The 24,106-nt window shown below is 61.3% G+C and carries 25 protein-coding genes and 3 pseudogenes; 16 read left to right on the plus strand and 12 right to left on the minus strand.

From position 1 onward, the window contains the following. Positions 1 to 40 precede the first annotated feature (40 nt). The 3 genes from Tchar_RS03455 to Tchar_RS03465 all read left to right on the plus strand — a co-directional run bounded on the left by Tchar_RS03455 (position 41) and on the right by Tchar_RS03465 (position 1,869). Positions 41 to 319 (plus strand): hypothetical protein, encoded by a 279-nt coding sequence (locus Tchar_RS03455; protein WP_144327703.1) that lies wholly within the window; start codon positions 41 to 43, stop codon positions 317 to 319. A gap of 45 nt (positions 320 to 364) precedes the next feature. Further along, positions 365 to 568 carry a hypothetical protein gene (locus Tchar_RS03460; protein WP_144327704.1) on the plus strand — a complete coding sequence of 68 codons (204 nt, stop codon included), beginning with the start codon at positions 365 to 367 and terminating at the stop codon, positions 566 to 568. A gap of 188 nt (positions 569 to 756) precedes the next feature. Beyond that, positions 757 to 1,869 (plus strand): RNA-guided endonuclease InsQ/TnpB family protein, encoded by a 1,113-nt coding sequence (locus tag Tchar_RS03465; protein ID WP_144327705.1) that lies wholly within the window; start codon positions 757 to 759, stop codon positions 1,867 to 1,869. A gap of 140 nt (positions 1,870 to 2,009) precedes the next feature. Here Tchar_RS03465 and relB read toward each other — a convergent pair whose 3' ends face one another. Genes relB through Tchar_RS03495 form a run of 6 tightly spaced genes read right to left on the minus strand, consistent with a single transcriptional unit; the run spans position 2,010 to position 5,484 of the window. Further along, positions 2,010 to 2,219, minus strand: a complete 210-nt coding sequence (gene relB / locus Tchar_RS03470) for a type II toxin-antitoxin system RelB family antitoxin (RefSeq protein ID WP_144327706.1) — start codon at positions 2,217 to 2,219, stop codon at positions 2,010 to 2,012. Then, positions 2,191 to 2,451, minus strand: coding sequence for a WGR domain-containing protein (locus tag Tchar_RS03475; protein WP_161595443.1), 261 nt, complete (start codon positions 2,449 to 2,451; stop codon positions 2,191 to 2,193). Before Tchar_RS03475 ends, relB begins: the two co-directional genes overlap by 29 nt. Then, the gene (locus tag Tchar_RS03480) at positions 2,441 to 3,010 is read right to left on the minus strand and encodes a uracil-DNA glycosylase (RefSeq protein ID WP_236640160.1); all 570 of its coding nucleotides are present in this window, start codon (positions 3,008 to 3,010) and stop codon (positions 2,441 to 2,443) included. Before Tchar_RS03480 ends, Tchar_RS03475 begins: the two co-directional genes overlap by 11 nt. A 43-nt stretch (positions 3,011 to 3,053) precedes the next feature. Continuing rightward, positions 3,054 to 4,949, minus strand: coding sequence for a phage integrase family protein (locus Tchar_RS03485; protein ID WP_144327708.1), 1,896 nt, complete (start codon positions 4,947 to 4,949; stop codon positions 3,054 to 3,056). Then, the gene (locus Tchar_RS03490; protein WP_144327709.1) at positions 4,949 to 5,203 is read right to left on the minus strand and encodes a hypothetical protein; all 255 of its coding nucleotides are present in this window, start codon (positions 5,201 to 5,203) and stop codon (positions 4,949 to 4,951) included. The genes Tchar_RS03485 and Tchar_RS03490 overlap by 1 nt, the downstream gene beginning before the upstream one ends. Then, the gene (locus tag Tchar_RS03495; protein WP_144327710.1) at positions 5,200 to 5,484 is read right to left on the minus strand and encodes an acetate and sugar kinases/Hsc70/actin family protein; all 285 of its coding nucleotides are present in this window, start codon (positions 5,482 to 5,484) and stop codon (positions 5,200 to 5,202) included. The genes Tchar_RS03490 and Tchar_RS03495 overlap by 4 nt, the downstream gene beginning before the upstream one ends. On the opposite strand from Tchar_RS03495, the gene trbC reads away from it, so the two are divergent. From trbC to Tchar_RS14290, 10 genes and pseudogenes are all read left to right on the plus strand, one after another. Next, on the plus strand, positions 5,483 to 5,965 hold the full coding sequence (gene trbC / locus Tchar_RS03500) for a type-F conjugative transfer system pilin assembly protein TrbC (protein WP_161595444.1): 483 nt from the start codon (positions 5,483 to 5,485) through the stop codon (positions 5,963 to 5,965). The genes Tchar_RS03495 and trbC overlap by 2 nt on opposite strands. Continuing rightward, a complete protein-coding gene (locus Tchar_RS03505) occupies positions 5,965 to 7,206 on the plus strand; it encodes a hypothetical protein (protein WP_144327712.1) in 1,242 nt (413 codons plus the stop codon). The genes trbC and Tchar_RS03505 overlap by 1 nt, the downstream gene beginning before the upstream one ends. Further along, a complete protein-coding gene (locus Tchar_RS03510) occupies positions 7,206 to 8,819 on the plus strand; it encodes a conjugal transfer protein TraN (RefSeq protein ID WP_144327713.1) in 1,614 nt (537 codons plus the stop codon). Before Tchar_RS03505 ends, Tchar_RS03510 begins: the two co-directional genes overlap by 1 nt. 32 nt (positions 8,820 to 8,851) lie before the next feature. Next, positions 8,852 to 9,574, plus strand: a complete 723-nt coding sequence (locus Tchar_RS03515) for a hypothetical protein (RefSeq protein WP_144327714.1) — start codon at positions 8,852 to 8,854, stop codon at positions 9,572 to 9,574. Then, positions 9,574 to 10,008, plus strand: coding sequence for a hypothetical protein (locus Tchar_RS03520; protein WP_144327715.1), 435 nt, complete (start codon positions 9,574 to 9,576; stop codon positions 10,006 to 10,008). The genes Tchar_RS03515 and Tchar_RS03520 overlap by 1 nt, the downstream gene beginning before the upstream one ends. Positions 10,009 to 10,066: 58 nt before the next feature. Beyond that, positions 10,067 to 10,244 (plus strand): annotated as a pseudogene (locus Tchar_RS03525) (recombinase family protein); the annotation flags it as partial. Positions 10,245 to 10,317: 73 nt separating this feature from the next. After that, positions 10,318 to 10,569 (plus strand): ribbon-helix-helix domain-containing protein, encoded by a 252-nt coding sequence (locus Tchar_RS03530; RefSeq protein ID WP_144327716.1) that lies wholly within the window; start codon positions 10,318 to 10,320, stop codon positions 10,567 to 10,569. Further along, on the plus strand, positions 10,566 to 10,895 hold the full coding sequence (locus Tchar_RS03535) for a type II toxin-antitoxin system RelE/ParE family toxin (RefSeq protein ID WP_144327717.1): 330 nt from the start codon (positions 10,566 to 10,568) through the stop codon (positions 10,893 to 10,895). Before Tchar_RS03530 ends, Tchar_RS03535 begins: the two co-directional genes overlap by 4 nt. 20 nt (positions 10,896 to 10,915) lie before the next feature. Next, positions 10,916 to 11,086, plus strand: a complete 171-nt coding sequence (locus Tchar_RS03540; RefSeq protein ID WP_144327752.1) for an excisionase family DNA-binding protein — start codon at positions 10,916 to 10,918, stop codon at positions 11,084 to 11,086. Between the two features lie 238 nt (positions 11,087 to 11,324). Further along, on the plus strand, positions 11,325 to 11,456 hold the full coding sequence (locus Tchar_RS14290; protein ID WP_408033533.1) for a helix-turn-helix domain-containing protein: 132 nt from the start codon (positions 11,325 to 11,327) through the stop codon (positions 11,454 to 11,456). 254 nt (positions 11,457 to 11,710) lie between these two features. Here the strand turns inward: Tchar_RS14290 and Tchar_RS03555 are convergent. Continuing rightward, positions 11,711 to 12,049 (minus strand): annotated as a pseudogene (locus Tchar_RS03555) (GNAT family N-acetyltransferase); the annotation flags it as partial. Continuing rightward, positions 12,046 to 12,327 carry a type II toxin-antitoxin system TacA family antitoxin gene (locus tag Tchar_RS03560; protein ID WP_058616346.1) on the minus strand — a complete coding sequence of 94 codons (282 nt, stop codon included), beginning with the start codon at positions 12,325 to 12,327 and terminating at the stop codon, positions 12,046 to 12,048. The gene Tchar_RS03560 and the pseudogene Tchar_RS03555, both read right to left, overlap by 4 nt. Before the next feature lie 394 nt (positions 12,328 to 12,721). On the opposite strand from Tchar_RS03560, the pseudogene Tchar_RS03565 reads away from it, so the two are divergent. The 3 genes and pseudogenes from Tchar_RS03565 to Tchar_RS14295 form a co-directional block, all read left to right on the plus strand. Further along, positions 12,722 to 12,919, plus strand: a pseudogene (locus tag Tchar_RS03565) (IS110 family transposase); the annotation flags it as partial. Between the two features lie 120 nt (positions 12,920 to 13,039). After that, on the plus strand, positions 13,040 to 13,339 hold the full coding sequence (locus Tchar_RS03570) for a type II toxin-antitoxin system RelB/DinJ family antitoxin (protein WP_058616347.1): 300 nt from the start codon (positions 13,040 to 13,042) through the stop codon (positions 13,337 to 13,339). After that, positions 13,326 to 13,817 carry a type II toxin-antitoxin system RelE/ParE family toxin gene (locus Tchar_RS14295; RefSeq protein WP_236640162.1) on the plus strand — a complete coding sequence of 164 codons (492 nt, stop codon included), beginning with the start codon at positions 13,326 to 13,328 and terminating at the stop codon, positions 13,815 to 13,817. Before Tchar_RS03570 ends, Tchar_RS14295 begins: the two co-directional genes overlap by 14 nt. Positions 13,818 to 14,429: 612 nt before the next feature. On the opposite strand, the gene Tchar_RS13930 is transcribed toward Tchar_RS14295, so the two are convergent. From Tchar_RS13930 to Tchar_RS03600, 4 genes are all read right to left on the minus strand, one after another. Continuing rightward, positions 14,430 to 16,163, minus strand: coding sequence for an NUDIX hydrolase (locus Tchar_RS13930; protein ID WP_236640163.1), 1,734 nt, complete (start codon positions 16,161 to 16,163; stop codon positions 14,430 to 14,432). 124 nt (positions 16,164 to 16,287) lie between these two features. Continuing rightward, on the minus strand, positions 16,288 to 19,602 hold the full coding sequence (locus Tchar_RS03590) for a DEAD/DEAH box helicase family protein (RefSeq protein ID WP_144327719.1): 3,315 nt from the start codon (positions 19,600 to 19,602) through the stop codon (positions 16,288 to 16,290). A gap of 109 nt (positions 19,603 to 19,711) precedes the next feature. Then, positions 19,712 to 20,824 (minus strand): Fic family protein, encoded by a 1,113-nt coding sequence (locus tag Tchar_RS03595; RefSeq protein ID WP_119334598.1) that lies wholly within the window; start codon positions 20,822 to 20,824, stop codon positions 19,712 to 19,714. Next, entirely contained in the window at positions 20,824 to 24,081 is a 3,258-nt protein-coding gene (locus Tchar_RS03600) for a site-specific DNA-methyltransferase (RefSeq protein WP_144327720.1), read from the minus strand. Before Tchar_RS03600 ends, Tchar_RS03595 begins: the two co-directional genes overlap by 1 nt. Between the last annotated feature and the right edge of the window lie 25 nt (positions 24,082 to 24,106).

A 24,106-nucleotide genomic window follows, 5' to 3' on the forward strand; every position in this document is an offset into this window, starting at 1 on the left:
TGCTCGGGTTGTAGCGACAAATCACCTCACCCCGCGCCCCTTGTGGCGCGGGTTTTCCGACCAGCCGGCGGTGAGTAGCCGGCAGAGCATCGAAAAGGAGAACGACGTGGACTATCAGGCACTAAAGAAAATCGGCAACGAAATGCTCAGCGAGATGATCCGCGATGCCGTCGCCCGGGGCGATTTCGGAAAACGCGACCACGGAGAAACCGCGCGCGATGTGATCGAGCGCCTTGGCGCGCGGGGGCTCAGTGCCGATGAAAAGCGCTTCATCGGGGGCTACATCATGGCCCAGTGTGGCTACGGCGGCGGCCTTTGACTACGACAATGCCAAATGGGTAGAGAATGGAGGCTCTCGATAACGATGAAAAAATTCGAGCGAAACGGAAAAGAAAATGGCAAGTCGGCGTGGCTTGTCAAGCAGTCGTTTGTTGGCAGACACATCACTGTCGCCTCCATCGTGTTCGATGGCAGCGATTGGTGTCTTTGCACGCACGGCAAGTCGGGCATTCGCACAGACCGATTTGCCACCTTGAGGGAGGCCAAGGAGGAAGCCCTCAAGATTTGACCCGGCGCACGGCAAGCCCCCGGCCTTCGGGCCGGGGAAGGATAGCGCGGACGCCGTAGGCGCCCCATAGGCCAATCGTATCATTTCACCACGGCATCACCAGCGCGGAAGCCCCCGACTTCAGTCGGGGGAGGAAGCGCGGCCCCCATGGGTTGGCATATTGAACCAATCCGCCTATAATTACGGGCATGAAGCTGACCTTGCAGACGCAACTTCTGCCTACCTCGGAGCAAGCCGCTTTGCTTGAGGCGACCATGCGCGCCTTCAACGAAGCAGCCAACTGGTTGGCCGGCGAGGCGTTTGCAAGAAAGACCGCCAACAAAATCCTGCTGCAAAAGCTCTGCTACGCTCAGTTGCGCGAGAGATTCGGGCTGTCGGCCCAGATGGCGGTGCGCTGCATTGCGCAAGTCTGCGAAGCCTACAAGCGGGACAGGTCCAAGCGACCGCAGTTTCGTCCGCTTGCCGCTGTCCCCTATGACCAGCGGTTGATGAGCTTCAAGGGCATTGACCGCGTGTCGCTTTTGACGCTGTCGGGTCGCATTCTCGTGCCCATGGTCATGGGCAAGTATCAGCAAGAACGGTTTACCGCCGCCAGGGGGCAATGTGACCTCGTCCTGCGCAAGGATGGCAAGTGGTTCCTGCTTGTGACCGTCGATCTGCCAGACGGCACCAAGCCGCCAACGACCGACTTCATCGGCGTCGATCTCGGAGTGGCCAATATCGCCACCGACAGCGACGGGCAGCACTACAGCGGCGATGCGGTCGAAGCCGTCAGGAGTAGGCAGTACACACTGCGCGCCAGTCTCCAGAGGGCTGCTTCTGCCAAAAAGCGGCGAGGCATGCGTCCGAAGAACATCCGGCGCAAGCTCAAGCGCTTGAGCGGGAAGGAAAGGAGATTTCGCGCCAACGAGAATCATCGCATAGCCAAATCGCTCGTTGCTAAGGCCAAAGGCACCGGTCGCGGGCTTGCCCTGGAGGAACTCAAGGGCATCCGCAACCGGACACGGTTTCGCAAGGCGCAGCGGGCGAAGATGGGTGGGTGGGCTTTGGCGCAACTTCGTGCATTTGTCGAATACAAAGCCAGGCTGGCAGGCGTTGAGGTCGTCTACATCAACCCTGCCTATACCAGCCAGACGTGCGCGGTTTGCGGGCATGTATCCAAAGCCAACCGCCCATCGCAAACGGAGTTTCGCTGCGTGGCCTGTGGGCACGCCGACCACGCAGACGTGAACGCGGCGAGTAACATCCGTTGCCTCGCCAGGGCGTCTGTCAATACGCCTAAAGTCTCGGAACCGCATTAGGACCTTCTGGTTGCGTAGTACAGGGACAAGCCACCGACTTCAGTCGGGGGTAGTTGACATGACCAACGTCAGTGCGCACCACCGGGTGCGCCTGGGCAGCGTCCAGACCGGCCAAGTCGCGCTTGGCCTTGTCGTCGATCTCAATCCGCCAGGCCAACATCGCGCTCCACTTCTTCCAGCGTATGGGTGCGGCTGCGGCCTGCACGGATGTCGATCAGGCGTTGCTCTGCAAGGTACAGGTCTTCGAGGTCGTCCAAGTGCTCAAGAATGGCTTCGCGGGCATAGAACGTCTTGGTGCGTTCGGTGGCCTTCGCCAGTGCTTCAAGGCGGGCTTCCACTTCGGCGGGCATATTGGCATCCAACCGCCACGGACAGCAGACGGTATCCGTGCCGCTCACGCACGCGAGCAAGGCGCTCGACCTCTGCCAGCGCCCGTTGTTCGTCGTCGAACACCTGGCGTTTCGTCCCTCCTCGCCGGTTGTAGAGGCCATACCAGCGCCGATGCAGCACGAAGGCTCCGAACAGGTCGCGTTCCAGCCACATGGTATAGCCGCGCCGGTCGGTCCTGAACTCAAGCAGCATGCGATGACTCCAGGCATTCGACGGCCAGTTCAACCTGCTCCTTACCAATATCGCACCACCTGCGCCCGTCGAGCGCCTTGCGGTTCCAGGCCATGCCGGACGTATGAGGCATCGGAACGGCATAGACGGGGCCTGCGACGTGCAGCAAGTGGCGGATGGCGGGTTTGAGAGCATCGTGGGCATCTTTCGCCAACACCAGTGCCGACGCGCGCGAGCGCTCGATTTGCCACCACAGCGCGCCGCTGCCAAGAAAAACCTCCGTGGCCGTTGTGCCAACCAGCAGCAGTACACGAGGCCGGCACATCAGCAAGAACTCGCCCAGTTTGGGCAGGCAGTTGGCGATCTCGTGGCGGCCTGGCGCGCGGTTGTTTTCAGGACGACACCGAACGATGTTGGCAACGCCGTAGTCGCGATTGCGCTCCAGTCCGTGCTGCACGAGCAGGGCATCGAGCACGCGCCCGGCCTGCCCGACGAAGCCTTCCCCGATTTCGTCTTCCTCGGCGCCAGGTGCCTCACCGATTGCCAGCAGTCCGCCAGGTGGACAAGGGGTCGGCTGCACGATGCAACGGCGGCTCAAGACAAGCCGATCGCACAAGCGGCACTCAGGCGCGTGACTCGACCTCGATCCATAGTCGTTCATCATCGGTCTCCGTGTAAATGCTGGTGGTCGCCAGACTCGCGTGACCCAGCAGTTTTTGCACGAGGTTGACGGGCACGCCACTGGAGGCCAAATGAGCGCCGCAGGTGTGGCGCAGCCAGTGCACTGTGGCCCGCTCAAAGGCTTTGGCTTCCTGCTCCAAGCCTTGCGCAACCAGTTGTTGCGCGGCGTCGTGAAACACCGCCCGCAGCATCTTGTACAGTGCGCTGCCGCTGACCGGCGCCAGGCTGCCAAGCCGGGTGATGAGCGGCGTGTCGGCAGGGTTGCGAAGTGGGTCGGCATCGAGTCCGCGCCACGTCAGGTATTGGCGCAGTCGATCCACGACCGCCGTGGGGACGGGAACCGCACGCCAGCGCCCCCCTTTGCCCAGCACCTTGAGCATCCAGCGCACACCCAAATCGTCTTTCAGCGGCATGGTGTAGAGTCGGCCTACGGTGGCATCGACCAACTCCGACAGGCGCAAGCCCGTGGCGTGAGCAAAGGCAAGCACGAACTGCACCCGCGCCACAGCCTCGCTGGCTGGCATGGCGTCGATGTGGGCCATCAGGTACTCCCACTGCGCCACAGAGAACACGCGGGACAGCTCGACATCTGGTGGCGCATCCCCGCTTGCCGCTAGCTTGCGCCCCACGGCGCTCCAAGGGTTGAACGCGCAGTACTGAACCTGCACCAACCATTCGAACAGACTGGAGACAACCGTCAGCGCCTGGCGCACGCTGGTTGCCGACAGCGGGCCATCGAACGGACGCCACTCGGGGCTGAAGCGCGGCGTGTTGCGCTTGCCGATCCATGCCGACTGGGGTAGTCGATACGGCCAGTGCTCAGGATCGGTGCGGCCCAGCGCTGAGAGCCAATCGCGGTAGGCCGCGCAGTCCTCGACGGTGAGGTCGGACAGCGCTTTCTGGCGCTCGATGACCGCCCAAAGCAACAACCGTTCCGCCTCCTTGCGGTACGCACGCAGGGTGTGCGGGCTGCCCGACTTGGTGGTCAGCCAAGCATCAATGGCCTGCTGGTCGTTGCCGGCCTGAATCCGGGGTGGTCCAGGATAGCGGTTGGAAGCCGCTTCGCCCGACAGCGACGAAGGCACGGCCAGCGCCTCGATGGGCACGATGGCCGTCTCCCTGGCGCGTAATGGGACGACTTCTGCTGAGGGTTTGTGGCGTGCAGGCGCGCAGGCGTAGGAGGGCAGGGGGCCGACCGATGCCTCATAGCCCCGAAGCCACTCGACGATGCGCTGGGCGCCCTTTTCGCCGAGTTTGGGAACGGTCGTCCACCAGCGCTGGCCCCGCCGACGGATACGCTCGATGAGGTCGGCAATGGTGACGATATTTGCGCCCGCCAAGCGCTCGGCCAGCGCCTCATCGAACCACGCCGACACGGGGTCAGCGGGCACGGGCTCAGTGGTCAGCAGGCGCTCGATCACGTCCAGGGCGCGCAACTGCCGCTCGATGAGTCGTTGGCGCTGTCGGGTCTTGCGGTCAAGCACGCTTGGGAACGTCTGCACGTATAGCCGAATGAGCTCGTCCTCGCGGTAGAACCCATCCGGGTCGTGCGCTTGGCGAAAGTCCTCCAGCGACGGCGGCAACGATACCGCACTCGATGCCGTTCGAGGCGCCAGGTGCAAGCGCAGCAGGCGCGCTTCGCCTTTCTTCCCATGCCGCAAGGCCGCTTGGCTGAACGTGTCGCGCAACCACGCCAGCGTGGACTTGGCAACCCGCAAATCGAGGCCCGTTTCCAGATACCGATCCGCCAGCGCCTTGAGCTCAAGGCCCTGAAGCCACCCCCGGTAGAACGCGACGTGGTGTCGCCCGATCCTGCGATCACGGCGCGATCGTTCCATCACAAATCCTCGCCGAGCGACTTGGCAAAGCTCACTGCGCGCCCGGCTCGCACTGGCGCGGTATCGGGAGCCTTTTCGGTTGGGGCTGGGTTGTCGCGCGGACGGGGGGCGGCACCGGTCGCGAGCGCCGCCAAACCCAGCGTTGCCAGCGTGCGAATGCGCTCCGCCCGCATGCGAGCGGGAATATCCTTCAGTGCCGCGAAGAGCTCGGGGCTCGATGGCGTCACTGTAAGGACGACGCGAATCCCGCTCACAGCGACATCCCCATCAGCCAAAACCCGCGCGCGTTGGCATAAACCGGCTCCTTGGGGGAGACGACACGAAGCCGTGGAAATGCGGATTGAATCGCCGCCCGGAAAAACCCCGCCCCACCGCCAACCAGTACGACAAGATCGAATCCGCTGCCTTCCGTGCGCAATGACTTCAGCAGCGCTTGAGTCACCACGTCGCCAACGGTTTGGGATGCCTGCTCCAGATAGGGGGCTAGTTCCACACGTTGGCCCAACACCAAAATGCTGCTCTTGCCTGCACGCATGGCGTTTTCGAGCGCCTCTGTCGCAACGGTTGCGCACTTGAGCAAGCCGCAAGCCCCGACCGCGGCGCAGCCCGATCTTTTGGTGCTCGTCTCCCTGTCCATGCCGAAGCAGGCGCTGGAGCGCATCATCGAGCAAGCCGAACGCGCCGGTGCGACGTTGGTGTTTCGGGGCCTCAAGGATGGCTCGATGAACCGCATGGGCGAAGAGCTTCAAAAACTCATCGGTCAGCGCAACGTATCCGCCGCCATCCACCCGCCAGCGTTTCAGCAGTTCAGCGTAACCCGTGTACCGGCGGTGGTGATTGCCGGGGCGGAAGCAGGGGAGGTGCTTGAAAACGGCTGTGCGCGACCGGAGACCTTTGTCAAGGTGACGGGTGATGTCACTCTTGACTACGCCTTGGACTACATCGAGCGCAAAAGCCCCGCCTGGGCAGCGTGGGCCAAGCACTATCGCAGCAAGATCGTTGGGGGAATTCGCTGATGCGAGTCATCGTCGCAGTGTTGTCTGGGCTAATGGTCGGAATCGCCGCAGCAGGTACCGATCAAGCGTTTCAGGCTGGCAAGACACTCGGAGCGGGATCGAGGCAGCAAGCGGCATCGCAAATCAGCGCGGGCAGCGCCACGGGCAAGGTGCCATCGTATGGAGCAAGCGCGCCTGAAACCAATTACTTCCAAGGCGGACGAGGCGAGCTGTCGGGTCACGGAATCACCAAGATGCAGACCTGCGCGACGGCCACGCCGGATTCCGATCCCATCAAGCGCCAGGAATGCGAAGCCGTCAACTTTCTAGCTCGCAACCCCAACACCCGCCCGCAGTTCGACCTGAGCAACAACCCGATGTTCGCTAGAGCGAAGAACATCCGCAACAACGCGGAAAACATCTTCGCCTCACTCGGCATGGGCGGCACGGGCAGCACCACGCAATGTGTGCCGCGCACCATCACGACCCCCGCCCAATACAGCACGGACACATGTTCGTCGATCCGCGAGGTTGGGGAACAGCAATGCACGATGGGGCGGGTCATCAAGATTGATGCTGACTCAAACTTCCAATGCGATCAGACCATCAACGCATACGAAACGCTGAAGTGCAGAAGGACTTATGAAGTCAGTTGTACCGGCGGCGGTACAGGATGCGCTCCATCCGGCATAAATACTGGAACAGCGACGATCAGCGGTTTTGGACGAATTTTGCTCCATCAAGCTGGAAATAACTATTGGTACCTCTCTGCTGGCACGATAGCGCCGGACGGATCATGGATAAACAACTACATGTTCAGTGGCACATTCCTTCAAATCTTTCAGTCGGATATATATTTTGATATAACGAACAAGGACAATATTGCGACGTTTTTTCTGGATCAGATTTTATATGACGACAACATCGCGGTTTGGTTGAATGGCAACCTCATTTATCACAGCACCGGCGGAAATGACTTCAATTACTGCACTGTTACGGAAGATGGCATTACCTATCAACATATAACTGACGGGCGAACATGCAGCAGTAGTTTTTTTGGAGGCGGGTCCAATATTTACTCTTACGGAGGGGCGGAACTGAAACATCTGCTGGTAAATGGGACAAATCATGTCCGACTAAAGCTGGTTGTAGGAAAGAACGGCGACGGAATCGTCCGATTCAAAACATTGGCATACTGCCCCTTGAATTGCAGCGCGATTCTGCGAAATGGCTGTGCAGGTCTTGAGGCGAGGGCACGATAATGTTTCGCTTGCTAGGCTTGGTGTTCGTGTTGATCGTTTCATGGGGCAGCGCCATTGCTGGCGACTGCAAGCGCACCGGTTCTGTGTGCGTAGATTCTACTCCGTGCAAGACGATTTCTGGCGCACAGGTTTGTTTGTCGCAATTGAATATCTCGTGTTGGGAATACGAGGATACTTACACCTGCCTCAAGCCCAACGCAATCAACTACTGCCAACCCTTGATCAATGCTGGTTGCTGGCAGACAAATTCAACATGTGCCCAGTGGGACAGCATCCTGGGCTCAGGCTGCATGAAATATACGCAGACCTATCGTTGTAGCGATCCGTCGCAACCAACGCCGCCAAACACGATCCGTCTCGATGATACCTATACGCTCATATCGAGCAATTACGATCCAGGCCCATGCCAGTCGCTCGACACGAATACCAACTGTCAAATCGCGGAGAGCAGATGTGTATCGACCACTCCGCCGTTTCCCCTGCCACCAGGCATCAGTCCATCGCAGGTCGCTCCCGATGGCTGCTATCAGAAGCAGAACACCTATGCGTGCCTGACCGGTCGCGTAGATTCGTCTGACTGCGATAGCTACTCGACCAATCCAAGCTGCACCCTGCAATCGACGCAGCCCTGTGCCCCTGAAGACGTGGTTGCGGGCAAGTGCATCGATGAGAAAAAAACATATCGATGCGTGTCGCGGCCCGAGCAAAGCACGACCGTGACCGATTGCTCGGGCCAGGCGTTCTGCAGGGACGGCCAATGCTTTGATACTGGCTACGAGAATGACGACGATTTCGCCAAGGCAATCACCGCGATGGAAGCCGCCAGGCAGGCCGGGACATACATGGACCCCAATTCGCTGGAGATTTTCAAGGGCTTCGACTCACGATGCAAGGTCAAGCTATTTGGACTGGTCAACTGCTGCAAGAAAAAAAGCGGTGGCGCCGGCATGAGTAACGCATCGATGGCGCTTGGGGCTGCGGTGCAGGGAGCCAAGTTTTTTGGGTCGCCGTATGTGTACGATGCAATGTTCGCGTCTGACATACCGTTTCTCGTCAATCGCGCCATTGATGCGTGGAGCGCGACCGCGTGGACATCGACCGCCAGCTTTTATGGGGTGACGTTCTCCTATTCGGCGACGGCGGGGTTGCAATTTGTTAGCTTTGATCCGGTGTCCTTCGCTATCCAGGTCGGGCTCATGATCCTGCAAGACATCTTGAGTTGCGATCAAAGCGAGCAAATTCTTGCGCTGAGGCGCGGGCAAAACCTGTGCGTCGAGATTGGTGATTATTGTTCGAAGCGTTTGCCAATCGTGAAAACCTGTATCGAGAAAACGAAATCGTATTGCTGCTACAACAGCCGACTTGCTCGGATCATCAACGTTCAAGGTCGTGCTCAGATCGGTAAGTCGTGGGGCAACCCAAGGAATCCAGATTGTTCTGGATTCACGCCCGCCGAGTTCGAGCGGCTGGACTTCTCACAAATGGACCTGTCAGAGTTCATGGCCGAGGTGATGGCAAACGTGAAGATGCCGGATGTGGGCGCAATGGGGCAGGGCGTACAATCAGAGGTGCAGCGTCGAGTCCAAAACTACTATCAGCGGGGAAGCCAGTAATGCCAAGGATCGGTGCCCTTCTTTGTTTGGTCGTGGCCGCATCCGGTGCTGCGCATGCACAGGGAGAGAACGACACGTCCACGGCCTACGAAGGGCCTCCCGTCACCATGCTGCGAGACGGGGGCCTCGGGGCCATCGACCTGGCAGGAAAGCGCGCCTACGTCGAGTTCCAAAACAGCCCCAGGCTCTCGACACTTCTCGCGCGCCGTGCACAGTCGCTCGGCGCGGTTGTCGTGACGACCGGCAGTGAAGCAGACGTTTGGATAGAGGCGAAAGGCGAGTTCAAGGCCGCACGCGAGTATGGAAACCGGCGCGCGCATGCCGATGTCGGCGAGGTATTCGAGAAGGCGGGGGCCGTACAGACGACAGGGCTGCGTCAAGACGTGATGTTTTCTCATGGAGGGGCAGCGCTCGATGCGGCGCAAGCCACAGTTGCGGCGAACCTTCTGAGCGCCGTTGCAGATGCGAGCGGTTTTCGCGGATGGTTCAACAACCTGGTCGCGGGCGATCCTGATGGATTCTGCTTCCGGGGCTGCGAGTACAAGCAGACAGCCGCCATCACGCTGACGGTGCGGCAGGCCAGCGGAGCGCCCGTGGGATCGCTATCAGTGGCGGCCTCGACATCGGACAGGAAGCTGTTGCCACTGCCGCTCGTCGAGGCGGCACTGGCGGAGGCGCTCGGCGAGCTGGATCGCGCATACGCCTCGCCGCCTTCTGCAGCAAGTGGCCGGGAGCCCAATGGAGTAGAGAAATAATGGTCAACGCTTATCGCGTGATCGCATGCGCTGCGGCGCTCGCATGCGTCGCAACTCTGGCAAAGGCCGCCCAGTACGACAGCCCCAAAGCCCTGCTCATACAGGCCATCGATGCGCCCGACGGCAAGGCCAGCGGAGAAATCGTGGGGCCGGTGGCGGAGCGGTTCCGACAGGCGACCGGCTCCAGCGCCCCCGTTCTTGCCGATGTCAGCACCATCAAGAGCTTTCAACAGGAAGGATGCAAGCGACTCCAGCTTCGCTTGCGGCAAGGCGGTGTGACAGGCAAGGATGGTAAACAAGGGGAAGTCGTGTTCAGCTACGACCTCAACCTGTGCCGGGACGGTACGCCGCCAACCGAAGGAATGGACCTGGAAAGGGTCGGGAAAGTGCTGGGCTCGGCTGGTGTCGCCGAGGGGTTCGAGCGGCTCAAATAGAAGTTGACCGGGTGCGCGGCTTCGTCCAGAGTAATTCCGCGCACCGGAGACGCCGCGCCGCACCATCGCCTACGCGCGGGTTTCCAGCCACGACCAGAAGGACGACCTGGAGCGGCAAAAGCAGGTGCTCGAACTCTACTGCGCCCGCCAAGGCTGGACGTTCGAGGTGATCGCCAATCTCGGCTCGGGCATGAACGACCACAAGAAGGGCTTGAAGCGCCTGCTCGATGCGATCATCACCGAGTGCCAAAGGCACTGGACTCATACAACGGTCTTGCCAAAGTTTGCCAAAGAACCCATACTTGCACCATGAGTACGATGAACATCTCCCTCCCCGAGACCCTGAAGGCCTTCGTGGATGAGCAGGTCAGCCGGCGCGGCTACGGCACGAGCAGCGAGTACGTGCGCGAGTTGATCCGCAAGGACCAGGATCGCCTACAACTGCGTGGCTTGCTGTTGGCCGGTGCGGCATCCAACCCGGCGACACCCGCCGATGCTGGCTACTTCGATGGTCTGCGGGATCGGGTGCGCAAGGCTGCCAACACCAACGCCAAGGCGTGAAGCGCAAACCAGTCGTCCCGCGTGAGCAGGCCAACCGCGATGTCGATGAGGCCATTGCCCACTATCTGACGCAAGCCAATGCGGCCGTGGCGCTTGGCTTCATTGATGCACTGGAGAAGGCCTACAGCCACATCGCCCGCCATCCGGCAACGGGCTCTCCCCGCTACGCGCACGAACTCAACTTGCCCGGCCTGCGCGCCTGGCCACTCACGCGATACCCGTACCTCGTGTTTTACGTCGAGCGCCCCGATCACATCGACGTCTGGCGCGTACTGCACGGCCAGCGGGACATCCCAGCGTGGATGCAGGCGCCTGACACCGTGTGATGGTCGCACCGCCGATAGACATGTGTGCGCTCGTCGGTGTAGACCATATCGCCGAGCATCTGGGTGTCACGCGCGACTCGATCTACCGCTGGATCGACCGCAAGCACCTGCCCGCGCAACGGGTTGGGTGGCTGTGGTGGTTCAAAGAGGGTGTTCCGGGAGATGGCAAAGGAACTGTTGGGTTTCGATGACCGGCAACTGGCGACCGCTCTGATGGCGGGCGAGATCGTGGAGGTGCGTCATGGCAACGACGAAGCGTAAGAGTCGAATGCTGGATGAAATGCACGAGACCGCGCGTGGGCTGTACAGCGCAGGACTGATCAGCAAGCGCCGTATGGGCGAGTTCGATGCGCTGTGCCATCTCGATGTCCACGAGATGTCCCCGCAAAGATCAAGTCCCTGCGTGAGCGGGCGCGTATCAGCCAGGCCGTGCTCGCCGCCGTGCTGAACACCAGCCTGTCAACGGTGCAGAAGTGGGAGGTGGGTGACAAGAAGCCCAGTGGTCCGTCCTTGAAACTTCTCAACCTGATCGAACGCAAGGGGCTTGAAGCCGTGCTGTAGGCTAAACCAGATGGACGAGCCGCCCTGCGCGGGAGGGCAGGGGAGGATTCAAGTGAAGGTTGGCGGGTGCGCTTGGCAACATACAGCAGCGACAGGCATCGGCAAGGGGATGATTCGCAATGGTACTTTTGCTGGTATCCGGTTATGCCAGCAGAGTAATGTTCATACGAATCAATATCTTACGTTTCTAATCAATAAAAGCACGCAGGGTCACTGTGCGTACATTGGCGTCACGTGTGTTGTTTGGCCTCCGAAGCCTCGGCCAGCAGCGCGCCACCCAGCCCCTGGCCTCGGAAGCGGCGATCCACCGCCAGACGGCCCATGCGCACGGCGGGCACGGTGGGATAGCGCGGCAGCCTCTTGGCGGTGCTTGGCGGCAAGTCGGCCAGCCACAGGCTGGCCGAGGCCAGGGTGTAGTAGCCCGCGATGCGGCCCTCGGCGGTGATGGCCACGAAGCAGGCCGCGACGCGGCGGCGCACGTCCTGCGAGACCTGCTCACGCAGGTAGCGATTCAGCGCTGGGCTGTCGCAATCGAATGCCGAACGGTCGTGCGTGGCGTCCAGCGGCACCACGTGAAACGGCGCCCGGCTCATTCAGCGTGCAGCAGTTTGCGGCGACGCGTGAAGGCGCGCTTGAGTGCCGGGGCCGGGGTGGGCGGCGACAGCAAGGCCTGGGCGAAGCACTCCTGGTCGGCCACCGACAGCCGGATGGCGGCCGCCTGCTCGATGGCGCGCTGGGCGGCCTCCTGCACGGCCGAGACCACGAAATCGGTCATCGTGCGCCCCTGCAACTCGGCGGCGCGCTTGAGCTGCGCGTGCAGATCGGCACTGATGCGCGCTTCGAGCCGGGCGGTGGTGGAGTGGGCAGCCATGGGATCGTCCTCCTGACGACAATCATACGGCAAATTGCCGTACATTACCAGCCGGCATGTTGGCTCGTGGGAAAACGGCCGATCAGCTCGGTATGCAGCCAGAACTGGAAGAACAGGTTCAATCCCAGTACCGCCAACACGTACGGCACAGGAAAGCCCAACAGCACCAGCGGTGCGAAGAACAGCGCCGCGCCGGTGACCCGGTGCGCGGCAAGCCTCGGCCTTGAAGGCCGGGGAAGGATAGCGCGGACGGCTGCGCCGTCCTATAATGGCGCTGCCGCCGACAACCAAGGCAGCCTACGGCGGGGCACGCCGGAAGTAACGCCTGTGGAGATACGAGCAGCGGTTGCGCACTCGGCCCAGGAACCCACCGAAGCGACTCATTCCGGCTCGATGCCGGGGTGAGCGCCGTAGGAATCCCCCGACTTTAGGCGGGGGAGGATGTCAACTGCGAACGCTGCTGATCCAGGGCGCACGCAGCAGTTTGCAGCGCGCCAAGGCCGTCGGCCGCGACAAGGCGACGGCGGAGCAACGATGGATCCAGTCGCTGGCCATGCGCCTGCCGTTCGGCAAGGTGCTGGTCGCGATTGCAAGGATATTTGCGACAAGCAAGACAATTTCAGCGTGGCCAGGCGGGTAGGGAGGCCGGCCCTTGAACGTATCTCATTTGAGATACATAATGGAGGCAAGGCTCAAATTAGGAGAAACTGCGATGGCCGCTCAAACATCCATGTTGCACGTTCGTGTAGACGACAAACTCAAGGCCGAGGCCGCCGAAACGCTCGCGACTTTCGGCCTGACGGTTTCGGATGCTGTACGCATCCTGCTGACCCGCGTGGCGAAGGAAGGGGGGTTGCCGGCCGGCTTGACCGCTGACCCAGACGCCCATGATGCTTGGTTCCGAGCCAAGGTGCGCGAAGCCCTGGCCGACACCCGGCCAGGCGTGCCGCATCAGCATGTCATGGACGAGGCGCAAGCCCTGATCGACAGGAAGCGCCGTGCCAGAGCTTGAATGGTCGCAACCAGCTCGCGCCGATCTGCTGGCGATTGTCGATTACATTTCGGACGACAACCCCGACGCTGCGCAAAGGCTGAAAGACGATATCGAGGCCAAAGCGGCGAAGCTGCCGGAGCATCCGAGGCTCTACCGGCCTGGCCGGGTTGAGGGCACGCGGGAAATGGTCGTGCGGGCAAACTATATCGTCGTATATCGTCGTGTACACGGAAGACCCTTTTACCGTGCGCATCCTGCGCGTGCTGCACGCCGCGCAGCAGTGGCCGCCGGGGCAGGACTAAGCATTATCGTTCCGCATGCATCGCAGCAACCGGGGCTGGGGCCACAGTCCCGGCCGGCGGGAGACACCATGACCGCCTGCGCCCAGATCCTCATCCGCGCCGTCGACGAGACGCGCGCGGCCTTCGGCTCGATCCAGCGCAACCTCGGGGGCCTGCTTGACGCCGCACGGCGGTTGACATCCTCCCCCGCCTGAAGGGCGGGGCTTGCCGCGCACCGGGTCAACGGTTCAGAAGCGGGAGGCGGGCGACAAGAAGCTCAGTGGTCCGTCCTGGAAACTTCTCCACCTGATCGAACGCAAGGGCGCGAAGCCGTGTTGTAGGCTGAACCAGACGGGCACGCTGTTCTTCGCGAAGCGCCGACAAGGATGCAATTCCTGATGCGCGATAACGTGAAGGTCGGCGGGTGCGTTTGGCGGCATACGGCATCTACAGGCATCAGCAAGGGGATGATTCGTGATGGTATTTTTGCTGGTATCTGATCAGGCAATTCTAGTAAAGTGCAGAAACATCAACATGTTACTCTGATCATTGATGATTGAGTGGGAGTAGCGCCCCGGACGTTGCAGGGCAGGGGCAGGGACCTCTGGCATTGCTACCTGCCGGAACTGTTCGAGGAGCATGTCCTGGTCATCACAGGGATGCCGCATGCCGATGCGCGAACCTGACTGTTGCTGGCACTGGCGGACGGTATCACGGCGGCCATGGGCCGCCGCACCGTCTTCTCCCGCAGGGCGCGGGTCGCTTTGCCAGCGATGCTCAGGAAGCCGTCTCGGAGCGATTCCAATGGCATCCACCGATAAGGGCAGTCAGCTCAGCGCTTCCTGCACGGCCTTGATGATTGGTGCGTCGTTCTTGTGGGTCAGGATTTCAGGCAGCCTGTCCGCCGGGATCAGCAGGACGGCCTGGCTTTCCCAGCCCATGTCGCCGGGGTGGCCGCTGATACGGCGGGCTAGGTAATAGCGGGTGTAGCTCGTTGATCGGGGCACATCCACCAGAAAACGGGTCAGCTGTACGCGGAGGCCGGCTTCTTCGTAGGCTTCCCGGATTGCTGCGGCTTGCAGGCTAGTGCCGGGGGAGTAGGTGCCCTTGGGGAAGGTCGCCTGGTAACCGCCGTAGGCGTTGCTGGGGGCCACTGCCCAGACACGCCCGTCGTCCTCAACGATGACCACGCCGGCTGCGGCTTTCTTGCCTTTGGGGAGGTTGAAGTCGGGTTCTTCCACCGGATGTTGCTCAGCCACTCGTTGCCACCCGGCGCGGTCGGTTGGCGCATCATCCCATGAGGCAAAGGGTATCGCTGCCAGTTCTGACGGCATCGGGCCATCCGGGATGACGATAGCGATGCTCTCGGGATCCTGCCAGGTCCACAGGGCCGTGGGCGTGCTGGGGTGGGCGAGCTTGACGGGATTGCCGTTATCATCGCGGCGCGGGTGTACCGGCGGGCCGGGCTGGAGAATTTCTTCCTCGTCCTCGAGTGCGTCGTCTTCCTCCAGTTCTGCATCCAGGGCCTCCAGCTCGCGCAGCAATTCCTCGAAGCGGGATTGCTGATTTTCGTCAACAGGCACTTCGTCGAAATCCTCCGGGTTCTCTTCAGGCACGAGGCAATTCCCGGCTTCTTCGTCCCGCTGCATGAAGCGTGAGCGGTTCGCCCAGGTGAAGTCACTGAGTGTTACATCCGGGAAGTAAAGCGTGTGAGTCCCCAGGATCACACTGGCAGTGAATTCGCGCAGGACGGCGACAAACTCGAACAGCGCGTTCAGGTTGTGAGGAGACGAGTCATTGGCCCAGTCGGCGATGATTTTTGCAATTGTCGTCGACAGGCCGGCCAGTCCTTCGCTGAGGATGCAGTGCAGGTTCTCATCGGCGTACCAGTCCGGGTCCAGCGCCAGCGTCCGGATGACAGCCTTGCCCAATCCCTGCTCGGTGCGCCAGGCTTCCAGTCCGTGGAAACTCTCGTCAGCGCCGCTGAGCACCGATGCAATGCGTTCGTTGGCGCTCAGCACATCGGAGAAGCTGGCGGGTTCATAATCGGGCAAGGCATCCAGCCCGGAACAGTACTTGGGCAGCTCCTTGCAGAGGATGCGCCAGAAATATGGGGTAATCAGCTCCATGACCACGGAGGGAGAACCCAGATAGTTGGGTTGTGCCGCCTCCTTCAGGGCAGAGACGAAGCTTGACTCGTGGGGCTGATGGGCCTCGTCGCTGGCGTAATAGCTCAGCACGTCGAGCAAGGTATTCCAGGCGTCATCGCGGGTGCCGCCATAGTCGGGCCCCAGGTTGATCCTTACCCTGCGCGCAACCCCGCCGTCACCGTCGTCGTCGAACACCACCTCGTACATCTTGATGCCCGTCCAGCTGCGGTGGATATGCAGAATGTTGTCCTCAAAATAGAGGAACCACTTCTCGTTCTGATCGGACGGGATGAACCCGAGCCGGAGGTTGTGCATGTGCGCGGCGTTGAAATGCAGCTCGATTTTCATGTCCTCATACGAGGCAGGCATCGGCTTGAGGTCTGGCCAATCGCTCTTGGTGGCGATATGCATGGTTGCGGCTCCGTTGCAAAAGGGCTTCACGCCCTCATTGAGTCGGCCTGCATGACAGTCACAACCGACGGGCAGGCCTTTGGTTCAAGAAGATAGTCCGCGTGCAGGCTTTTCCTGTTCTCGATCATGACTGGGAAGCGTCTGGCCCAGGCACGGCTGCTTCCAGCAACTGGCGGATATAGCTATCCCCGTCTTCCTCCTGAAACAGGATGTGTTTTTTCTGCATCTCGCCCTTGGTGATGCCCCAAAGCTTGCTCATTTCATGCGAGGGCGTGTTCGAGACGATGAAGGACTCGAGCACAACATCAGGCTGTCCCAGCCGCTTCTCGATGTCCTTGACGGTTTCGTAGAAGCTGATCTTGGGGTCCTGGAGGCCGACGTTGCGGATGCCTTTGGGGTCGACAAAGGTCACGCGCTGCCGTTTGCCTTGGAGCTGCCAGATGATGAAGTCCGGGTGGAAGTTGCCGGCCTCGAAGAAGCCGACGCCACGGCCCTTGCTGAGGTTGCGCAGCAGGTAGAGTTCGCGTTCCGCAAAATAGCCGGGGTTGGCGTCGTGGAACGCCTTCAGGTCCTCGATGAACCGGCGCTCGCCCTTGTTGAGAGGCGCGGGTGAGATCTCGACTGCACTGCCGTCCAGGAACAGCAACGGCTGGTAGAGGTGTCGCCCGAACCAGATCGCCTTGAGGCCCCGGAACTCCCAGTCCTTCAGATTCCCTTGCTCGATGGCCTCTTTCAGCTCTTTCAGTTTTGCGACGATTTCCTGCTGCGATTCCTCGATCAGGATCCGGTAACCGTATTCGGCGCCATCCTCACTCAGGATGGATGGGAAGTTGGGATCGTCCTCGGTGAGGTCACGGTATTCCAGGTGCGGCAATTCCCACTCTTTCTTGCGGAAGGTGTAGTAGCGCTCCACGTACTTGCGCAGCAGGGCCTGGGCGATTTCCTGCCATACGCGCACCTTTTCGAACGCGTCGAAGGCCAGCTCCGATGCAGGGATCAGCAGCCGGTACCAGCTGGTGTCCACCAGCAATGCAGCGATGCCGGAACGGGGCAGGTTGAGGTTGTGCCAGCCACGCTCGGCCTTGAAACGTTCGAGGTCGAAGTACAGCTGGTCGAGGTCCAGGAAGGCGATGTGCTGCTTCGTCAGGTGCGCCTCATTGGGGGCGCCTTCGTCCTCGCTGCCCGATACCCCGTCGGACTTCATGGCCTGGATCTTCGGGTACCAGTTCAGCACCACCTGGTTCTTTTGCAGGTAGGCCGTGGCGGGCTCAAGGTCGGGGCGCGGGGGCTGGAGGGTCGGAACCGGCCCCAGCTTGCGGAAGGCGTCGCCAAACTCGGTCTTGATGCCGTTGATCTCCTTCTTGAGGCGGATCGTCTTGAGCGGCTTCGTGCCCAGGTTCCGGATGACCGGCAGGATGAATTCGATGCGTTCTTCGTTGGCGGGTAATCCTTCATCTTCCAGGAACTTCCGGAACTGTTCCATGTAGTCGGCACGGACGCCGAAGATATGCAGCGTTTCGAGCAGGTCGATGTACCTGGGCCGTTTCAGCGCCGCGGGGAGGGTTGCACGCACGCTGCGCTTGAGGCTCATGCCGTAACCCTTCAACCGCACACCGCGGCCGAAGAGCTGGATGATCTGCGCGCCCTCGCTGCGCCCAACGTTCATCAGTCCCATGGTGCTCACACGCCAGCTGCTCCAGCCCTCGGTGAACTTCTTCGAACCAATGAGCACGTTGACGGCGGAGTGCGGCTTGTCCAGCTCGTGGAACAGCGATCCGGCAAATTCCCGCTCGGCAACATGCAAGCCGCTGGTTTCGCACAGCTTCACCAGCTTGGTGTCGTCACCGACATTGATGACGCCAAAAAACGCGTTGTCGCCCACGCGCACGCCAATTTCGCCGGCGGCGCCCTTCAGGTTCTCGACGTGCAGCTGGCCGCCTGCGGGAGCGTTGAACAGGGTCGCCAGTGTTTCGTCGAAAATCTGTTCCGGCGACAGGCCGCAGGTGTTCAGGTAGGCGAAACGGCCCGCGAACAGGTTCTTGCCGGTGGCCGTCAGCAACCCTTCGTCCAGCACGCGCCGGATGCGTTCGGTGCTGTCCTGGCGATTCGCCACGTAGGTGGCCAGGAACTTCAGGATGGCCACGACGTCGGACACATCCTTTTTGTCCTCCTTGCGCACGGCATTGACGCTGCCGCCCACGAAGACCCACAACGGCTTTTCGATGTTGAACGGGCGCAGGCTCGCTTCCTGTTCCCGGTACAGCCGCTGCTGCTGGAAGAACGACAGCAGGCAGGCGGTGAGGTAGGTCCTCATCCATTCCTCGTTGCGATCGTCCTCCAGGTTGAGGATGTGATAGTCCTTGCCGAAACCGTCGCCGTAGAACCAGCGGTACGAATAGTCGAACAGCGTGCTGCGCGCGTAGAGGTCGGTCAGATCGCGGTTACCGGCCACGGCCTGGCCGAAGGTGGCGGAATATTCGAACGAGAAGCCCTTTTCGCACAGCGCGTTGCGGAACTTCATCCAAGCCCCGTCGCCGCCTGCCGAAGCACCGCGGTGCCCTTCATCGACGAGGACAAGGTTGTTGCCCTCGAAGGCATCCACCGCCACCGTCTTCTCGCCCATCTCCTCCTTCAGCTTGGTGACCTCCAGGATTTCCACCGCACGGCCGGCGAACAGGCCGCGCCCGTCCTTGTTGAAGATTTCCGCCTCGATGCCCGACTTCTGGAATTCGCGCAGATGCTGCTGCGACAGCCCTTCGTTGGGCGTGAGCAGGATGATCCGGTTCAGCTCGCGCGAAAGACCATGTGTTTCCAGAAACCGCTGGTACTGGAGGATGTTGGCATGCATGAGCAGCGTCTTGCCGCTGCCGGTGGCCATCCAGAACGCGATCTTGTTGAGCTGGAGGCGAGGGTCCTCGGACTCCTCCAGTGCCGCGATCCGGTCCGCTTCCGGGAGCGTCTCGTTCAGCGCCGCAATGCGCGCGTTGAGTGCCTGCCGCAGACCGGCGGGGTCGCGGAAGTAGCGGTCGAGGTAGATTTCCGTGAACAGCAGCGCCAGGTACTGGAAGTACTTCCAGACGATCGGCTCCTCACCCCGGGTGATGCGCCGGTCGTTGAGGCGCTGCGTGACCGAAACGATGGCCTGGTCGTACTCCAGCAGCTGCTCGTCCGTCAGCTCCGGCCTGTTCTCCGGGGGCAGATGCAGGCACAGGGCGTGGTGGAAGCGGTGGATGTTGTCCGCGTCCAGTCCTTCCAGCGACTCGTCTTTCAAGTGAGCGGCGAGCTGGTCGAAACGCTCGACCCCGAACAGACCGAGCAGCCACTGGTTGAGGGCGAGCTTGCGGTTGAACGGCAACGACGCGCGGGCCGCGGCGGCCCGGCCGCGCGCAGACGCCTTGGGCGAAGCTGCATCGTTCTTGCGAGGACGTCCGCGCGGCATCAGGCAGCCTCCTTCCGCTTGTCGCTCATTGGATAGCAGCTACGGCGTTTGTTGATCATTTTTGATAACAAAGTGATCGACAAGGCGCCTTGTTGTGAATGGGTGAGCATCAAAACACCTCCCTGCCTTCGGCGATGTTGAGCAGCGCCGGAAAGACCAGCACCGCTGAGCGGCGCCCGCTGGACTCCATTAACTCTTTGATAATCTTGTGTTTTTTGAGGACGCCCAGAAACCGCCGGGCGGTCGGCGCCGGGATGCCGGCCATCTGGACGAAGTCCGAGGCGCTGAAGATGGGGCGGGCAAACAGCCACTCCAGGGCGTGGACCGCGTACTGGGAGCGGGTCATCTCCGGCAGGCGGAGTTTGAGGCTCCCATGCAGTTCGAGGATGGCCTGCGTGCGACGCAGGTTCTCCTCAGCCTGGGTCCGCACGGCTTCCAGGAAGAAGCCGCACCATCCCGTCCAGTCGTCGTCCCGGGAGACGGCCAGCAGCCGTTCGTAGTACTCGTCCCGGTGTGCCTCCAGCCAGGCGCTGAGGTAGAACATGGGCCGCCGAATCAGGCCCTTCTGCCACAGGAAGAGGGGCACCAGCATACGCCCCAGCCGGCCGTTGCCGTCCAGGAACGGGTGCAGGGCCTCGAACTCTGCGTGGAGGATGGCAAGCTGGATCAGCCGGTCTGGCGCCTCCTCGTGCAGGTATCTCTCCCAGGCGCTCATGGCATCGGGTAGCTTGTCGGCGCCGATGGGGACGAACCTCGCCTGCTCGATGGCGCAGCCGCTTGGGCCAATCCAGTTGGGAATGCGCCTGTACTCCCCCGGCGCCTTATTTTGGCCCCGCACCCCGTCTAGCAGCACCCGGTGCATCTCGCGGATCACCCGCTGGGACAGGGGCAACTCTGCCAGGAGTCGCTCGGCCTCGCGCATTGCCGCACGGTAGTTCAGTACTTCGCGGATGTCCTCGCGGCGCTCGGGGGAAATGTCCTCCCGGCCCGCCTCGAACTCCAGCACCTCGCCCATCGTGGCCTGGGTACCTTCGATACGCGACGAGAGCACCGCTTCCTGGGTGGTCAGCGGCGAGAGCAGGATGTCCGGGTTCGGCACGGCGGCCAGCATGCCATCATAACGGGCGACTGCCGCGGCCGCCGGACCGATCAGCGGGATAAGCCGCGGCCAGTCCAGCTCCCGCGGGGGGAACCGGCCCTCGTGGTAATGGACCGGAGCCATTACACCCCCTCCGTATCGAACATCAGGCGGAAGAAGTCCTCCTCGATCAGGCGCACCTTCCAGGTGTCATCCGGGGCCTTGAGGTTTTCCAGGTTGTTGTCGCCGTTGACGTAGATCAGGTCGAATTCACTGTCCTTGCTGGAGTAGCCCTGCTTGCGGAACCATTCGTCCAGCACCAGGTTGTCGCGCTCGATGCCTTCCGGCTCCTCGCCGCCCGGGCGCTTGCGCCAGATGACGAGCGTGCGGCGGCCGTCCGGTGTGGTGCCGGTCACGGTGCGGAACCACCATGGGCCTTCCGGCTCCTCCTTCAGGCGGCCGTCCAGCAGCAGCCGGCGCGGGGCATCCGCCGGCAGGTCCGGATCGTCGTCGCGGCGGAACGCGGCGCTGTAGGTGCGCGGCGCGGCGATGTGGTCCACCTTCAGGCCGATCAGCCAGTTGAAGGTCTCCAGCAGGTCGACGTTGACCTCGCGGGACTCGTCCGAGCCCGGGCGCTTGACCTTCAGCCTGTAGGCCGTGGGGTCCATGAAGGCGGACACGTTCAGCAGCGACTGGCTGCCGCGCGTTTCCACGTCCAGCATGTAGCGCAGCAGGTACTGCTCCCGGAAGCCGTCCGCCCCCTGGGCCTGCGGGCTGTCGAGCAGGCTTTGCTGTGCCTCGGTGCGGCGCAGTTCCAGGTTGTTCAGCGTGTCCTCGTAGGATTCGAGGCGGATCACTTTCATGATCCGCGGGCTGCGTTCGGCTTCCTCGGCGGTGGCGAGCCGCTTGGGCTTGCCGTCCTTCCACTCCGGCGTGAACGTGACCTTCTTCAGGCGGGGAAGAAGGACGGTGTCAAAGTAGTCAGCTTGCTCTACGAGGATGAACTTGCGCTGCCCCCCGTCCTCACGATTGAGGTTGATGACCGCATGTGCCGTAGTGCCAGAGCCGGCAAAATAGTCCAATATCCACACCCTTTCGCATTTCGCAGCGCCACCTGTTGCCATTTCCACAAATCGCGCAATGATGTGTTCATCCTTTGGATATGCGAACACTTCCTCGCCCAAGAGTGATGTAAGCCGCTCGGACGCGGAGCGTGCTGCTTGGTAGAAAACGCTCGGCGGTGTGACGGCTGTAGTTTCATGGAGATATCGTCGCACCATTACGGACGTCGACGTGACGAAGCTTATCCGTCCCTCCGCTACCATTTGATCAAACGTAGCCTGATCGAATGCCCAGCCGCGATTTCGTCGTAAGGGAATCTCTTCGCCCGTTATTGGATTAATCAACTTGAAGCGCCGTCCTCCAGGCGCGGTGGGATCGTCCTCCTTGTAGACGCCCCGTGCGTCTATGTGCCGAAACCGACGGAGGCCAAAGGCCGGCTTGGCTTTCATGGAGCGGTACCAGCCGGCCAGGGCCTCCGACGCGGCGTCATAATCCTTGCCATATACCTCGCGTAGACGTTCTACTTCCCTCAGTACGTCTTCAACTCCTTCCTTCCTTATGCACCATTCATTTGGCATGCTCGCGCGATCACGCGCGTATACGAGTACATACTCGTGCGTTACGCCAATTTGCCGGGCAGTATTCTTGTTCGCTCCTTCCCAAACGAGTCGAGCGATGAAATTCTCCGCGCCGAATATCGAGTCGGCGATCAGTTTTGCTACGTCGCCTTCGTTGTCATCGATAGAGACAAACATTGCGCCATCACGATGTAAGAGTTCGGTGGCAGCGAGGAGCCTTTCAGAGAACATTGCTGCCCACGACGAGTGCGGATACAAATCTTTATAGGCGAACCCGTCAGTTCCGGTGTTATATGGTGGGTCAATATAGATGCAGTGAATTTGCTCGCTGAATAGATTCCTAAATAGAGAAAGCGCTTGGTAATTCTCGCCGTGCACCAAAACGCCATCAATCAGCGTTTGTGCGTCCTCTAGGCTAGCAAGCAGTCGCGAAAGGAACTTGGCATCAAAATGTTGTGTATCCACAACCAGCGTCGGGTGCGCCTTCAGAAACTCCACCGTGAGTGGCACGCTGTATCCTGGCGTCGTCAGGTCGCCCTTGATCTCATCGATGGCGCACAGCCGCACCCATTCCTCACGCTGCGCATCGTTGGCAGCGATCTCCGGATAGAACTCCTCCGGAAGCACACCCAGCCGGATGCAGTAGCTGGTTTCGACGACGAACTTCTTCTTCAGCCACAGCTTCTTCTGGAAGTCCTCGAGCTGCGCCAGGAAGTCGATGATCTTGTGCGCGATGCGGCGGATGACCTTGATCTTGGACAGGTACTGCTCGACGCGCGGCGCGGTTTCGCTTTCCACGTCGTCGAGGTGCATGACCTCGTTCTTGATGTAGAAGTCCAGCTCCCGCCGCAGGAAGCCGCCCAGGTCCTTGTGGATGAAATAGTCGAAGGTGTTGCGGGCGGTGTAGCGGTCCAGGTGCACGCGCAGCCGGGTCAGTTCCGAAGCCGTTCCATCGGCCCGGACGTGCTGCATACGGAGTTCCTTGATCCAGTCGGCAAGCGCGGGATCGTCAAGGGCAAGGATGGCGGATTCGGCCTCGGCGTTCAGGTCCTTCTGCTTGGCCGGATCGGGCTCGTAGGTGAAGCGAATCACCAGTTCGCCGTTCTCGACAGCTGCAAACGGGGCTGGGGCCAGTTTGAACCGGCGTTCCTTGCCCGCCTGTTCCTTCACGTTGCCGTGTTCGCCCTCGGCGGCGTCGGCCAGTTTGAAGTGGACGCGCATCGGGTTCGCTTCATCCTCCGGGCACAGGCGGAAGGCGTAGTCGCGGAAGCTTTCGCTGGTCTTGATGTAGTACTGGTCCGCGTTGGCCCAGTGGAGCTTGACCTCCTCGCCCTCGTAGGGGATGGCGTAGACCCCCGGCTTGTAGACGCGCTTGCTGAGGAAGTCGCCCTCGGAGTAGTAGCGGCGGAAGAAACTGTAGAGGTGGTCGTAGACCTCGGCTTCCAGTGCCTCGGTGTCCACGGCGTCGCTGGCCAGGCGGGCGCGCAGGTCCTTGACCTTCTGCGTGCTTTCCGGATCGACGCCCAGGGCCTGGGCGGCTTCGACGGCCTTGGCCAGTTCCTTCTCGAGTTCAGCCTTGTCGGCGGTGCGGTACTGGGCGAAAGCCTGCTTCACCTGCGGCAGCAGGTCCTTGTCCAGGAACTGCGTCACCTCCGCGCTGCGTGCGTGCAGGATGCGGTAGATGCCAAAGTCCAGCTCCGGTTGATCGAGCTGGAACAGTTCCTTGAGCAGGGCCTTCAACTTTTCGTATTTCTGGCTCATGTCGTTTTCGTCCTGTTGAATCCTT

The sequence above is a fragment of the Tepidimonas charontis genome (assembly GCF_007556685.1).
GTDB classification, from domain to species: Bacteria; Pseudomonadota; Gammaproteobacteria; order Burkholderiales; family Burkholderiaceae_C; genus Tepidimonas; species Tepidimonas charontis.